The following is a 14,723-nucleotide window of genomic DNA, read 5'->3' as shown; positions in this document are numbered from 1 at the left end:
TTTCAATTTTCAAACACAACATTTTTTTTGTAAAGCAAAGATAAGATTTAAATAAATAAAGTAGAAATAGCAAGAACAATCACTGCCAAGACAACGCCTCTGGCCATAAGTTCTTCGTCTCTTTTTAGCAGGATTCCAAAAACAGCAAGATCTAAAACCGTTCCTATAGTAATTACTTTTCCTAAATATCCATGCTGTTTTATAGTTTGAATTCCTGTTGAAAAATCAAATTTTGTAAAAAAAGTAACGAACAAATAACTCCCTAATAAAGCAGTAAAAATTCCAATCATAAAACCAATCAGTATATCCTTTTTATTCATTTAATTTCCAGGTATTAAGTTGTTGCATAGAATGATGTGCCGTTAAATCAAACTGAACGGGAACTATTGAAATATAGCCGTTTTCTAAAGCCCATTCGTCAGTATCTTCACCCTGGTCTTCGTTGGTAAATTTACCGGTTAGCCAGTAATAATCTTTCCCGTGTGGGGTTTGTCGTTTGTCAAACTTTTGTGCGTAGTAGGCTTTTGCCTGACGACAGATTTTGATTCCTTTAATTTCTTTTTCTTTTAGTTTCGGGAAATTAACGTTCAAAACAACACCCGGAGGCAGTTTGTTTTGAAGTGTTTCCAGGGTGATTTTTTTAACGAATGATTTTATTTGTTCAAAATCAGCGTTCCAGTCAAAATCTAATAATGAGAAGCCAATGGCCTGAATGCCTTCTATTCCCGCCTCAACAGCAGCGCTCATTGTTCCGGAATAAATTACATTTATAGAGGAATTTGTTCCGTGGTTAATTCCTGAAACACACAAATCCGGTTTTCTTTTTAAAATCTCATTTACGGCCAATTTCACGCAATCAACCGGAGTGCCTGAACAACTGTATTCGGTTATTGGATCTCCTTCTTTTGAAATTTTATCAAGAAATAAAGTATTATTTATGGTAATTGCATGCCCCATGGCACTTTGTGGTTTATCCGGAGCGACCACGATTACTTCGCCAATTGTTTCCATTACGCTTATTAAAGCCCTGATTCCCGGAGCCAAAATACCATCGTCATTGGTTACTAATATTAGTGGTTTTTCATTTTTCATGCTGCGATTTTTATTCTAATTTATCAAAATTAAAGCTTATAAAAACAAATGTAGTAACAGATTTTGGTAGAATACTAACAAATAAGTAAAAATTGTAAACTAAATTCAAGAAGACTTTTGGACATCAAACATTTTTATATCTTTAACAAAAAATTATAGTGAGCTTGGCTTTGTTGGCATAGTTTTTACCGTAACTTAGATTAAAAAATTGATGAATGCTATTATTAAATTTATGAAAAGAAATTATAAAATACTTATAGCCGTATTATGCTTGTCATTAACCTTGTTTGCTTTTAAGATAAATGCAGACAAGTCAGTAGATCCGGACCCAAATAGAGATAAAACACTTTTAGAATTACTCGCATTCGTTATCGAAAAAGGACATTACAGTCCTGCTGAAATAAATGATGAATTTTCTAAAGGAATTTTTAAAGATTATATTGAGGCATTAGATCCTTCAAAAAGATTCTTTTTGCAATCTGATATTGATGAATTCAAACAATATGAGTTGCAGTTAGACGATCAGTTTTTGAATAAGGATTTAACGTTTTTCAATCTTACCTATACAAGATTGATGAAACGTATGGAAGAAAGCAAAAAACGTTATAAGACTATTTTAGCGCAACCTTTCAACTATGATGTTGATGAAACTTTTAATGCTGATTATGATAAGTTGCCTTATGCAAAAAATGCAACAGAGATTAATGAAAGATGGAGAAAACAAATTAAATTGTCTACTCTTTCATCAATTGTAACGAAGCAAAAATTAGAAGAAGATAAAAAGAAAGCAGATCCTAATTATAAAGTGAAATCTTTTGAAACTTTAGAAAAAGAGACACGTGATAGTTCGTTAAAATCACTAGATGATAATTTTAGTCTTATTAAGGATCTGAATAAAGAAGATTGGTTTTCTGTTTATGTAAATTCAATAATGACCCGTTTTGATCCGCATACAAGTTATTTTGCTCCGGAAGAAAAAGATCGTTTTGACGTAAATATCAGTGGAAAATTAGAAGGTATTGGCGCAAGACTGACCAAGAAAAATGATTTTACCCAAATCGATGAGTTGATTTCAGGTGGTCCGGCATGGAAAGGAAAACAACTTGAAGCAGGAGATTTAATCCTGAAAGTTGCACAAGGAAACGACGAGCCTGTAGATGTTGTAGGAATGCGTTTAGACGATGTGGTGAAAAAAATTAAAGGACATAAAGGAACGGAAGTAAAACTTACGGTTAAAAAAGTAGATGGAACTATTAAGGTAATTTCGATTATCAGAGATGTCGTTGAAATTGAAGAAACTTATGCTAAATCTAGTATCGTAGAAAGAAACGGATTAAAATACGGAGTAATTTATCTGCCTAAATTTTATATCGATTTTGAAAATAAAGATGGCCGTGATGCCGGAAAAGATATTGCTCTTGAAGTGGAAAGACTGAAAAAAGAAGATATCAATGGTATTGTGCTTGATGTTCGTGATGATGGAGGAGGATCTTTATCTACAGTTGTTGATATTGCAGGTCTTTTTATTGAAGACGGACCAATTGTTCAGGTAAAATCAGCAGGTAAAAAGAAAGAAGTTTTATACGATAAGGATAAAAAAATCGAATGGGACGGGCCGTTAGTAATTATGGTAAATAGTTTCTCAGCTTCGGCATCAGAGATTTTGGCTGCCGCAATTCAGGATTACAAACGTGGTGTTATCATTGGTAGTAAACAAACTTATGGAAAAGGAACTGTGCAAAATGTTCTTGATTTAAATCAATTTGTTCGTAATGCAAACTATGGTGATTTAGGAGCTTTGAAAATAACAGGACAAAAGTTTTACAGAATCAACGGTGGCTCTACACAATTAGAAGGTGTTCATAGTGATGTTGTAATGCCAGATCGCTATGCTTATCTAAAAATGGGAGAACGCGATATTGACAACGCTATGCCATGGGATAAAATAGATCCTGCTGATTATAGTACATGGAAATCGAACGAAAATTTTACGAAGGCGATAGAAAACAGTAAAGCGAGAATTGCACAAAATGCTCAGTTCAAATTGATTGAAGACAATGCAAAATGGATTGACGTAAAAAATAAAGAGAACACCTATAGCCTAAATATTAAGAACTTTAAAGCTACTCAGGAACAAGTTGAAAATGAAGGTAAAAAATACAAACCAATTTCAGATTATAAAAACAATCTGGTTTTTAAATCTTTACCATACGAAGAACTGGAAATGAATAGTGACGCAACCTTAAAAGAAAAAAGAGAAGCGTGGCATCAGGCATTATCTAAAGATGTTTATGTTGAAGAGGCGTTGAATGTTTTAGATGATTTGCAAACTAAAGGTAGCATGGTAAAAGGATCCGTTTCTCCTAAAATGAAAAAAGATAAATTGGTAAAGTCTTAATTTTATAAAGAATTAATTTGTTATTAAAACGCTCCAAAAACGTAAACTTTTTGGAGCGTTTTTTTTGTAAGTTTATAAAATATGCCTGTAGTCAATATTTGTATTTGTTGTGTTGTTGAATATTGGAAGAAAAAATAGAGAGATGAAGAATTATATTGTTTTAAGTTTGATTGGTTTTACTTTGTTATCATGTAAAAATGAAATAAAAGAACAAAATCAAGTGATGCAACATCAGGAATCTACTTTTCTTGCCAATCAGAATAGTACGGATTCTACTTATACAGTCGCTTATTTGCCTACATCGACGACTAAACAAATCGTAAAACATAGGTACTATACGCTTTCTTATAATGAAAAGTTTGAACAAGCGGAATGGGTTGCTTATGAATTAAAGAAGGAGTATTTGAAAAATGCAAATTATAAGCGACCTTATTTTATTGATGACCCTAAAGTAACAACTGGTTCTGCAGACTGGAGAAATTATAAAAAGTCAGGATATGATAAGGGGCATCTTTGCCCTGCCGGAGATATGGAATTTGACCAGAATGCTTATAATGATACATTTTACACCTCTAATATTTCGCCTCAGGATCATGATTTTAATAGTGGAATCTGGAACAGGCTAGAACAAAAAACACGTTATTGGTCCAGTAAATACAATGATATTTATGTTGTAACTGGTGGGATTTTGAAAGACTCGGATAAAAAAATAGGGACAGAAAAAGTGGCTGTCCCTAAATATTTTTATAAAATTATTTTAGCTAAAACCGGTAAAGAACATAAGGCAATCGCTTTTTTGGTCCCAAATGAGAATAGCAATAAGTCGCTTTATGATTTTGTAGTTCCAATTGAAACCTTAGAACAAATGACCGGTATTGATTTCTTTCCGAATTTGAAGAACTTAAAAGCTACTAAGGATTTTTAAATAAAGTTGATAAAGGACCTTGTGTTTTTCTAGGGTTAAATAGTATGAAACTCATAAGAGCTAAAATCCAGACGCCAAAACCTCCGTAAAATAATATCATCTCAAAACCGTGGGCAAGAGCAGCATGTACAATTGATTCAGAGGAATCTAATGTAGCTAGTGCCGGAAAATCCTGATGGAGAGAGGTGAAGTCTCCTGCTGCTATTTTCTCTGAGACAGCATGAAGTTTTGCGTTACTCATAGATCCTGAAAAGGCAGTATTTAAATAAGAGAAAATTCCCTCTACCAAAATAAACCCCATTAGCGCAATATTAATAGATAAAGTAATTAATCGTGCACTCATATCTATTCCTGAAGCCATGCCGGAACGGTTTGAAGAAACCGAGCCTGTAGTGGTGTTCGTTACCGGAGTATTGGTTAATCCTAAGCCAATTCCTGCCAGTAAAGATCCCGGAAGCATGGTTAGCCAGCTGGCATTCTCTGCAATGCTGCCGTATCTCATGACAATAAAACCAAGTCCTATCACAAACAATCCTAGCGGAATAACAATTCCTGAACGATATCGAACGGAGAGATATTCGGCAAAAGGAGGGATGATTAATGTAGGCAGTGTATAGGCGAGTAAAGAAAGGCCAACTGCTACTACATCATAGCCCAAATAACTCTGGAAATAAATTGGTAAATAAATTATGAAGGGCCAAAAACTAAAATTCATACCAACAGAACCCAAAATAGCACCTGAAAAATTGCGGATTTTAAAAACAGAAAAATCAAACATAGGGTACTGATTTGTTTTTTCGATCCATATAAATAGAATGAAACTGACTATCGTCAAGAGTATAACAACCAAAGCAGTAAAACTGGTAAAACCAAGTTCCGGTCCTTGTATAATAAAAAACGTTAAGCCGAAGATTGAGGCAGATAAAGTAATCATACCCCAAATGTCCATTTTTTTTGCATTAGAATCTTTAGACTCGTCTACATAACCATACACAAGAATCACGGCAAGAACTGCAATTGGAACATGTATGAGAAAAACCCATTGCCACGACAGTATGGCTATGATAGACCCTCCTATTATGGGGCCAAATCCTAAACCAACGCCAAGAATAATCCCCCAAATACTAAAAGCCCTGCTGCGTTCTTTTCCTTCCTGAAATTGATGGGATAAAGTAGCTACCTGACAAATTAACATTGCACCACCACTTATTCCCTGAAAGAAACGACTTATTACCAGTAAAGTTACATTTTGTGCCAGACCGCAAATTAAAGAAGAGATTCCAAATAAAATTAAAGTAATTAAGAGAATGCGTTTTCTTCCATATCGATCAGCCAGAGTACCGGCTGCCATTAAAACAGTTGTACACCCAATAGTATAAATATTCATAATCCATTGCATATCCCTGAGGTTGGCGTGTAGAACTTTTTCGAGGGTGGGCAGTATAACCGGTACACTTGAAATCTCCAGAGAGAACATTAATGTGGCGAGACAGATAGCAATTAAAACGATCGTGTTTTTGCCGGAGTAATTTTTTTGCTTCATTGTATTTTACATATTTTTAGCAAAAATAAACTGAATAGTAATCTTTTTTCAGTACAATTAAAGGATAAAGAAGTACTTTTGCAAGATGAGAAAAGAAAATATGCATCAATCTGTAGAAGTAATGTATAAAAAAGTAGATGAATGTCCAATTGTAAATTCGCAGTTCAGCTTTTTTCAGATGGTTTATGTTATTTCAGGTAATGGATTTCTTAAGATCAATGGCAATTGTATCTCTTATCAAACCGGAAATCTAATGTTGCTGACGCCAAATGATTATCACAATTTTGATATTGTAAACACAACGGAGTTTTTGCTGGTCAGGCTTAATAGTGAGTATGTCAAAGATTATCGTTCAAAAAGTATTGATCATATCGAATGTTTATTGCATTATGCTTCACATTTATCGGGCTGTATCCTGAAACGGAAAGAAGATGAATTCCTGGTGAAATCAATAGCAGAATCACTAATGCATGCTATCGATAATGCCGATATTTATGATGAGGATTTAATTACACATTATGTAAATGCCCTAATTGTAATTGCTGCGAGAAACATTGCAAAAATAAAACCGGAAGGGATCAAAGTAAGTGCAGATAAAAGAATTTTGGAAATCATTAATTACATTCAGTCTAATATTTTTTTTCCTGACAAGTTAAAAGCTTCTTCGATTGCAGAGAAATTTGACCTGTCTGGCACTTATCTGGGAAGTTATTTTAAGCATCATTGTGGTGAAACGGTTCAGTCTTTTACTTCAAATTATAAAATACGATTAATAGAGCATCGATTGAGCTTTAGTGATAGGAGAATTAATGAAATTGTTGCTGAATTTGGTTTTTCTGACGAAAGTCATCTCAATAAATTTTTTAAGAAACATAAGAATATTAGTCTGACCGGATATAGAAAAGCTAAAATTTCATTGAACTAATTGCTTTTCAAAACTATAATTATACTTTTAGAATTAATATAAAAAAAGCCGAAGATTTGATCTTCGGCTTATAATTTTGATTTTTTTAAACTTAAAAAGTAGTCAAAGTTTTTAACCCTGCAATAGTTTGAGTTGGATTTTCTGCTTTAAAAACAAAACTTCCCGCAACCAGAACATCCGCTCCGGCTTCTACTAATTGTTTGGCGTTTTTACTGGTTACACCACCATCAATTTCAATAATTGTTGAAGCATTTTTACGAGTGATTAGAGCTTTTAGTTTTTTTACTTTATCATACGTGTTTTCAATAAAGGATTGTCCTCCAAAACCAGGATTCACACTCATAACACAAACTAAGTCGATGTCGTTTATAACGTCTTCCAGCAAGTCAATATTGGTATGAGGGTTAATAGCAACTCCAGCTTTCATTCCTTCGGCTTTAATAGCCTGTAGTGTTCTGTGTAAATGTGTACAAGTTTCATAATGTACCGTTAGGCCATTTGCGCCTAAATCAGCAAAAGTTTTAATGTATCGATCTGGATCAATGATCATTAAATGTACATCAATATATTTTTTAGCGTGTTTTGAAATTGCTTCTAAAACGGGCATCCCAAAAGAAATATTCGGAACAAAAACGCCGTCCATAATATCAATATGAAACCAGTCAGCCTGACTGTTATTGATCATTTCGATATCACGTTGTAAATTGGCAAAATCAGCTGCAAGAACAGAAGGAGCAATAAGTGTATTCTTCATTGTGTAGTTGTGTGTGTGTTGTTTTTTTGCAAAGATAGATTTTTTATGATTTACATTGAAATTTAACCGCAAAGTCCGCAAAGATTTACGCGGAGTTCGCAAAGGGTTTGCAAATGATTTTCAGTAAAATTAAAAGTTCGCAAAGCTTTGCGAACTACATCCTCAACGAAAAAAAAACTTTGTGGACTTTGCGAGAAAAAAGCATTAATTCAAGCCAATAAAAAACTCCGGTAATCAGCCGGAGTTTCAATCATCAATCAAAAAACGAACAGTCAATCAAACTGTTGTTTGCTTTAATAACCAATATACGTAATTTCACAATAAATTCCAAATCCCAATATTTGGAATTTGGAATTTTATATTGGTTTTTGGGGTGATTACCCAAGATAAGTTTTAAGAATTTTACTTCTTGAAGTATGTTTTAATCTACGGATTGCTTTTTCTTTAATCTGACGAACACGTTCACGGGTTAAGTCGAAAGTTTCTCCAATTTCTTCTAAAGTCATTGGATGTTGATCGCCAAGACCAAAATACAAACGAACAACATCAGCCTCTCTAGGAGTTAATGTTTCTAATGAACGCTCAATTTCAGTACGCAATGATTCGTGAATTAGTTCTCTGTCAGGATTTGGAGATTCTCCTGAACGTAAAACGTCGTAAAGATTAGAATCTTCTCCTTCAACAAGAGGGGCATCCATAGATAAGTGACGACCAGAGTTTTTCATAGACTCTTTTACATCATTTACAGTCATATCAAGTTCTTTTGCAATTTCTTCAGCAGAAGGCGGACGCTCGTTAGATTGCTCTAATAAAGCATACATCTTGTTGATTTTATTGATAGAACCAATTTTGTTTAATGGTAAACGAACAATACGGGATTGTTCAGCCAAAGCCTGAAGGATCGATTGACGAATCCACCATACAGCGTAAGAGATGAATTTGAAACCACGAGTTTCATCAAAACGTTGAGCCGCTTTAATTAAACCTAAGTTTCCTTCATTAATTAAATCCGGAAGAGTTAATCCTTGATTTTGATATTGTTTAGCAACCGATACAACGAAACGTAGGTTGGCTTTTGTTAATTTTTCTAAAGCTCTTTGATCACCAGCCTTTATTCTTTGTGCTAATTCTACCTCTTCATCAGCGGTAATTAGGTCAACTTTTCCAATTTCTTGTAGGTATTTGTCTAACGATGCAGTTTCACGATTGGTTACCTGCTTGGTGATTTTAAGTTGTCTCATGTTTTTGTCTCCTCAATTTTTAAGTGTACAAGTAGTTATACGTAAGAAGATAGGAAAAGGTTACATTTTATTAAAAAAAAATATTTTAATGTAAAATTAATTCTTTTATCGGAGCATTATAAAAGTTCTAATTCAGCCCTGAGTCTTGTATATCTATAATTTCCTTGATAAAAACGGGTTTTCCGCCAGCTGAAAATCCTTCTAATATTATTTCGAATTTACCAGATACATCGGATGTGTAAAATTTTATTTTTGAATCATAATTGCTTAAATCAACTTTGGGAAGCCATAATAGTTGATGTCTGTAATCAGGAATTCTGGCACTTTTAGTATTGGCATAATCCGGTTGAAAATATTCTTTCTTAGACTGAGGTCTTAATAGTTCTGGTCTTATGATAAAACTACCTTTCAGTTTCGTTTCGTAATCTCCGTTTTTGGTAGTAAATACAACCACACCGTTAAAAGATTTTGCTCCATAATAGTAAATGCCTTTTACGACGTTAATTTTATAGATGTTTTTAGAATTATAGGCAAAGAGCTCATTCAGGTCTTCTATGATTAATCCGTCAACAACAATTAGTGCAGGCAGTTCGGATTCATAGTTGGGATCGTAGTCGTAAACATGAATAGCATAATTATTTTTGTTTTTTGTAAAATAGGTGCCATATACAACCTCAGTAATGGTTTCTTCCACAGTTGGAAATCTGGTATAAGCATCCAGTTTATATTCTTTTGATAAGTTACCGTAAAAAGGAATGGTATCGTTAGAAGCTAATACGCTGTCTTTTTTGATATTATAATAGGCGTTTTCTATTTGACTGGCAATAACTCTTTCAGAAATGTTTTGCCTGAATGCTGAATTGAACTGAAGAGCAGGAAATGTCAGGGTTGAAAAATCGATTTCTTTTGGCTTGTCGATTTCAATCGTATAATCTTTCTTATTGTCCTCGATAATCTGAACTATTATATTGGAACCTGAATTGGATTTCTCGAGATTAAAAATGAATTTGCCCTCAGAATCGGTCTTAGCTAACTTTAAAATATAATTTTTGCCTACTATAGAGAGTGCAATCTTTTTGTTTTTAGTTTCTGCATTAGTCGAGGATATTTTTCCTGAAATTATTTCACCGCGTAATTCCGGTAGTATAAAATCGGTTTGATGTATTTCGGAATCAGAATTTTTATTGAGATTGTTTATTTGCAGTTCTTTGAAGCTTGTTTTGTTTTGAGATAAAAAACCATCTTCTTTTTTTACCGAAAGGCTGTAATTACCTTTAATAAAATCATCAGAATAGGTATTGATTTTGAATTCTATTAAATCTCTGTTTGCATATGTTTTGTTTTTTAAATCGAAAGCTATATTTTCATTTGTTATATTTTTTGAAAGATTTAATTCTTTCTGAGGAATTGTGTTTATTTTATTTTCTTTATATGGATTTACGATATAGAGGTCAACAGTGCAAAATTCTGCAACTTTTTTATTGAGCATCCAATTGGTATAGCCGATTAATTTGTAGTTTCCTGTTTCGACCGTTGTAGGAATAAAAAAATCACTATTAGCGGTGCCATCTTCAAGAAATAATTTATGGGTAAAAATGGTTTTTTTATTGCTGTCAATCAGTTGTAAATAGGCAACTTTGCTGTGTTTTGAAACTTTATTTGTCGATTTGTCAATACAAAAAACCTTGTAGAATAAAGTTTCCCCCGTTAAGTATGAATTGGCATTTGTACTGATATAAAGCGACTCGTTTAACGTTTTGTCTATTTCATTCAGTTCAATAACAGAATTGGTTTTCTGGGCAAACGAAATTTGCTGAAAACCAATTGCCAGCGCTATAAATAATATATGTTTTAATCTATCCAAAATGATGGTTTTATGTTTGATGAAAATGAAGTGCAATCTCCGCATTCTATAGGGTATAATATGTAATCTCCGCTCTCGTCCGGGAAATATACTTTTTTTCCTGTGCCGAGTAAATCCAGAATGAGATCTCCTTGACAAACAGGGGATGAGCCAAAACAATATTTAAACAAATAATTGCTGATTTCTGTTTCAGGAATTGGTGCTGGACAATCATACTGATAATCCGGAGCAAACTGTCCGGGTAAAACATCAGAGAAATTAAAAAACAATCTTTTTTCTGAATAAGAAGATACTTCAAAAAATCCGATCACTTTTTCTCCCGGATTGTCAACAGGTTTAATATTTCCGTAAAAGAAACCAGGCTGAGTTTGGGATAAAATACTTCCGTTATTGGATATTTCTTTTAATGTTTCGAAGAAAGTATGGGCTGCAAGAGTCTGGACATATTGTTTTACTAATATACTATACCTGTTTCTGATAATGGGATCTTTACTGCTGATAAATCTAACAGGAAAATCAGTCACTTTGTCTTCGCTCAGTTGGTTAGTATTTGTTAAGATTAATTCATTAGATGTCTGATTTAAATAACAAATTCTGGCTTCTGATGTTCTGTTTTCTAAAACGACTCTTCCTTTTGGATTTGAACCAGGAGCAAAAAGCACAGGAACTGCTTTTTGAGGATACCATTTTGGTGCAATAACTTTATAGGTTTCTTCGTATTCGTATCTGTAATATCTGGAATTATTGGTAGGATCTGCGCTGTTTACGGTAATTTCTACACCAAGTTGACCATTTTTTGTTACTGCTTTAGACTCTAAATTGTTAATCTGAGTTTGCTGCGGTAATTTTTCTGTGCTTGAAATATATGATCTTCCATTTTTGGTAAGTATATGCAATTGATAGCTATGATCCGGGCTAGCTTGAAATGGATTTAAAGAAGTATATAGTTCTCCGTTCTCCTGAAAATCATACTTATTGCCCATGTCATCTGTTATATACACTACAGCTTTACTCTCAAAGGTTGGCGTTTTTTCATCAAGTTTGTATGTTCTTGATAATTTTACTTCTTGATTTTTAAATTGGTTCGTAAGCGTTGCCTCAATTACAACAGCATCTTCAAACCCATTAGTTTGATATTGGTATGGAGTAGTGCACCCCAATACCGATGAGAGCATTAATGTTACCAGTAATCTATATAGAAAGACTTTTTTCATCACCTTTTAAAATTTGAAATTATAAGTAATAGTTGGTATTGGAACAGAAAATATAGAAGTTTGATAGGCTTTTACCTGTCCTTCTTTTGTTACAAAAAAGATAGAATAGGGATTATTGCGTCCTAACACATTATAAACAGAGATATTCCAGAAACTATGTGCCAGTTTTTTTATTTTATGGTTTCCTTCGATATTTATCCCAATGTCTAATCGGTAATAGTCTGGTATCCTGTATTTGTTTCTGTCACTATACATCGTGTATTCCGCTCCGTTATAAGTATATTTCCCGATGGGATATGTAATTGGTCGTCCTGTTTGATACACAAAATTCGAAGAGAAACTATAGCGATGCGTAAATTTATAGTTCATTACGATACTCAAATCATGAGGTTTATCAAAATTAGTTGGAAAAAATGCGCCATTATTTACTTTTTCATCATTAAACTGACTGTCCAGTTTTATAAATGTTCTTGAGTACGTATATCCAATCCATCCATTAAGCCTTCCAACTGATTTTTTTAGCAAAAATTCAACACCATACGCTTTGCCTTCACCTTGCAGTAATTCAGTCTCTAGATTTTGATTTAAAAGTAAGTTTGCACCCACCTTGTAATCTAATATGTTTTTAGATGTCTTATAATATCCTTCAAGACTTAATTCGATATCCTGATAATCCAGTTTTTTGAAAACACCCAGAGAATATTGTAACCCGCTTTCAGGTTTTACATTCAAATCAGATAATTTCCAAGTATCAGTAGGTGATTGCGTAGTGTTATTGGTTAATAAGTGAATGTATTGATAGTTTTTATCAAAACCGGCTTTAACGAATAGACTTTCATCAAAAATATAACGTAATCCTATTCTCGGTTCAAAACCTCCGGAAGAATTTATAACATCATTATTAGCGTATACTTTTTTTTCTGTTACAGTAGACGGCGTTTTTGGTACACCATCCTCATAAATATTTTGGGTAGAGGGACCAAGGGCTACATAATAAGAATATCGGGCTCCAATGTCTAATAATAATTTTTCGGTAATTTTAAATTTATCAGAAAAAAACAAGGCTGATTCCAATCCTTTTTCATCGTCAATTTTTATGGGGTTCACTAAAGAAGATGTTCCGTTTGGATTTATTTCTCCCGGATTAACTTTATATAATTTACTGGCTACTCCGTAAGTAAATTTGTGTGTGCTGTTCAATTCACTATTGAATTTCAAACTTGCCTGAGTTTCATTTATTTTATATTTAAAAATAAAAGATTCAGGATTAACAGATTCATAATCAATACTGAATTTATATTCACTGTTTGTCACATTCAGTTCACTGTTGTTTTTCTCATTAAAAGAATGCTTCCATTTCAATGAAATAAGACGATTGCTGTATTGGTACAAAGAATCGGGTGTTATGCTGTATTTATCTTTGCTGTAGTAGCCTGTACCTTCAACTGAATTGTTTTTGTTTATTTTATGACTGTACTTTGCAAATAAATCATAAAAAGAAGCCTGACTGTTTTTTAGGTTTTCATCATCTAACGATTTTAAAATCCAGTCAGAGTAAGTTGCTCTTCCGCCTACTAATAAACTCGCTTTTCCTTTTACTACGGGAATAGAAGCAGTAAGATTACTCGTTACGGGACCAATACCGCCCTCTCCTGAAAATTTTTCGGTGTTGCCGTTTTTAGAAGTTATATCAAAAACAGAGGATAATCGGCCTCCAAATTCTGATGGTATCCCACCTTTATAAATGTCGACTTTGTTTATCGTGTAAGGATTAAGAGAAGAGAAAAATCCAAACAGGTGCGCAGGATTGTAAATTGTTCCATTATCGAGTAACATTAAATTTTGATCTTCTTTTCCGCCTCTTACATTAAACCCCGAAGAACCTTCTCCGGCCGTTTTTATTCCCGGAATAGTTAAGGCAATTTTTAGCACATCTCTTTCTCCCAGAATTAACGGAACCGTTTTTAAGCCTTCAGCTTCTATTGTTGTAACACCTGTTATGGCGGTTCTGATGTTTTGGCTGTTTTTTCCTTTTACGACAACTTCTTTTAATTGATTTATTTTTTCGATGATAGAAAAGTCCAACGTACCGTTACTATAAATCATTATTTTTCGGGAAGTATTGTTGTAGAGTATCGACTCAATTTCGATTGTGGCTAAACCTACGGGAAGTTTTAAGCTGTAAAGACCTTCGCTATTGGTTAACGTTGAAATTGTCGTATTTTTTACCTTAACCTTTACATCCGCTAAAGGTTTGTTATCTTTTAGATCCGTTATGTGACCGGAAAGCGTATAGAAATCAATCTCAGAATCTATCGTTTCTTTACCGATTAATGCGATTGGAGCCGTTTTTTCGGTCTTGTTTTTTGTAACAGAATCGTATTGCTGAAAAAAGACCGGGACATTGCGATCCTTTGTCTTGTTGTTTTGAGGCTTATCGTAAATGATGCTGTTTTGGGTTAGGATGATCTTGTTTTTATCTATAAAGAAGTTAAGATCAGTGTCTTCAAAAACTTTAATCAAGACATCCTGTATGGTTTTGTTCGAAAAGTTTCCGGATACTAATATAGTAGTGTCGAACCAATTCTCCTGAAAATAAAACCTATAGTCAGTAGACGCTTCTATTTTTTTTAAAACTTCTATCCTGTTGATATTGCTATAACTAAGATTAAGATTATTTTTTTGATCTTGTGAATAGAGTAATGGATTAAAACCGAAAAATAATATAAAGATGATAAATATTCTCATTGGATAATTTCTACTGATT

11 protein-coding genes are annotated in these 14,723 nt (G+C 33.4%); 3 read left to right on the top strand and 8 right to left on the bottom strand.

Annotated features, from left to right (window positions below; all coding sequences use genetic code 11):
• Positions 1-47: 47 nt before the first annotated feature.
• Both ACQY44_RS10660 and surE read right to left on the bottom strand, forming a co-directional pair.
• Positions 48-320, bottom strand: coding sequence for a hypothetical protein (locus ACQY44_RS10660; RefSeq protein ID WP_428230338.1), 273 nt, complete (start codon positions 318-320; stop codon positions 48-50).
• Positions 313-1,092, bottom strand: a complete 780-nt coding sequence (gene surE / locus ACQY44_RS10655) for a 5'/3'-nucleotidase SurE (RefSeq protein WP_428230337.1) — start codon at positions 1,090-1,092, stop codon at positions 313-315. Before surE ends, ACQY44_RS10660 begins: the two co-directional genes overlap by 8 nt.
• A gap of 211 nt (positions 1,093-1,303) precedes the next feature.
• Between surE and ACQY44_RS10650 the strand changes: the two genes are divergently transcribed.
• Together ACQY44_RS10650 and ACQY44_RS10645 are read left to right on the top strand one after the other, a co-directional pair.
• Positions 1,304-3,490 (top strand): carboxy terminal-processing peptidase, encoded by a 2,187-nt coding sequence (locus ACQY44_RS10650; protein ID WP_428230336.1) that lies wholly within the window; start codon positions 1,304-1,306, stop codon positions 3,488-3,490.
• 142 nt (positions 3,491-3,632) lie between these two features.
• Entirely contained in the window at positions 3,633-4,415 is a 783-nt protein-coding gene (locus tag ACQY44_RS10645) for a DNA/RNA non-specific endonuclease (RefSeq protein ID WP_428230335.1), read from the top strand.
• Here ACQY44_RS10645 and ACQY44_RS10640 read toward each other — a convergent pair.
• Positions 4,402-5,958 carry an MFS transporter gene (locus ACQY44_RS10640; protein ID WP_428230334.1) on the bottom strand — a complete coding sequence of 519 codons (1,557 nt, stop codon included), beginning with the start codon at positions 5,956-5,958 and terminating at the stop codon, positions 4,402-4,404. The two genes, ACQY44_RS10645 and ACQY44_RS10640, sit on opposite strands and share 14 nt — an antisense overlap.
• Positions 5,959-6,043: 85 nt before the next feature.
• Here ACQY44_RS10640 and ACQY44_RS10635 point away from each other — a divergent pair, with 85 nt between their 5' ends.
• Positions 6,044-6,883, top strand: coding sequence for a helix-turn-helix domain-containing protein (locus ACQY44_RS10635; RefSeq protein WP_428230333.1), 840 nt, complete (start codon positions 6,044-6,046; stop codon positions 6,881-6,883).
• Positions 6,884-6,974: 91 nt separating this feature from the next.
• On the opposite strand, the gene rpe is transcribed toward ACQY44_RS10635, so the two are convergent.
• From rpe to ACQY44_RS10610, 5 genes are all read right to left on the bottom strand, one after another.
• The gene (rpe, locus tag ACQY44_RS10630; protein ID WP_428230332.1) at positions 6,975-7,637 is read right to left on the bottom strand and encodes a ribulose-phosphate 3-epimerase; all 663 of its coding nucleotides are present in this window, start codon (positions 7,635-7,637) and stop codon (positions 6,975-6,977) included.
• A gap of 377 nt (positions 7,638-8,014) precedes the next feature.
• On the bottom strand, positions 8,015-8,878 hold the full coding sequence (locus ACQY44_RS10625; RefSeq protein WP_007804760.1) for a sigma-70 family RNA polymerase sigma factor: 864 nt from the start codon (positions 8,876-8,878) through the stop codon (positions 8,015-8,017).
• A 127-nt stretch (positions 8,879-9,005) separates the two neighbouring features.
• Positions 9,006-10,742 carry a hypothetical protein gene (locus tag ACQY44_RS10620; protein WP_428230331.1) on the bottom strand — a complete coding sequence of 579 codons (1,737 nt, stop codon included), beginning with the start codon at positions 10,740-10,742 and terminating at the stop codon, positions 9,006-9,008.
• A complete protein-coding gene (locus ACQY44_RS10615) occupies positions 10,730-11,956 on the bottom strand; it encodes a DUF4249 domain-containing protein (protein WP_428230330.1) in 1,227 nt (408 codons plus the stop codon). The genes ACQY44_RS10620 and ACQY44_RS10615 overlap by 13 nt, the downstream gene beginning before the upstream one ends.
• Before the next feature lie 6 nt (positions 11,957-11,962).
• Complete coding sequence (locus ACQY44_RS10610) at positions 11,963-14,704, bottom strand: TonB-dependent receptor (protein WP_428230329.1); 2,742 nt, start codon at positions 14,702-14,704, stop codon at positions 11,963-11,965.
• Between the last annotated feature and the right edge of the window lie 19 nt (positions 14,705-14,723).

Source organism: Flavobacterium sp. (assembly GCF_965277525.1).
In the GTDB taxonomy this organism is placed as follows: Bacteria; Bacteroidota; Bacteroidia; order Flavobacteriales; family Flavobacteriaceae; genus Flavobacterium.
The sequence above is the reverse complement of the archived record's forward strand: the minus strand, read 5'-3'. Positions and strand labels throughout refer to the sequence as shown.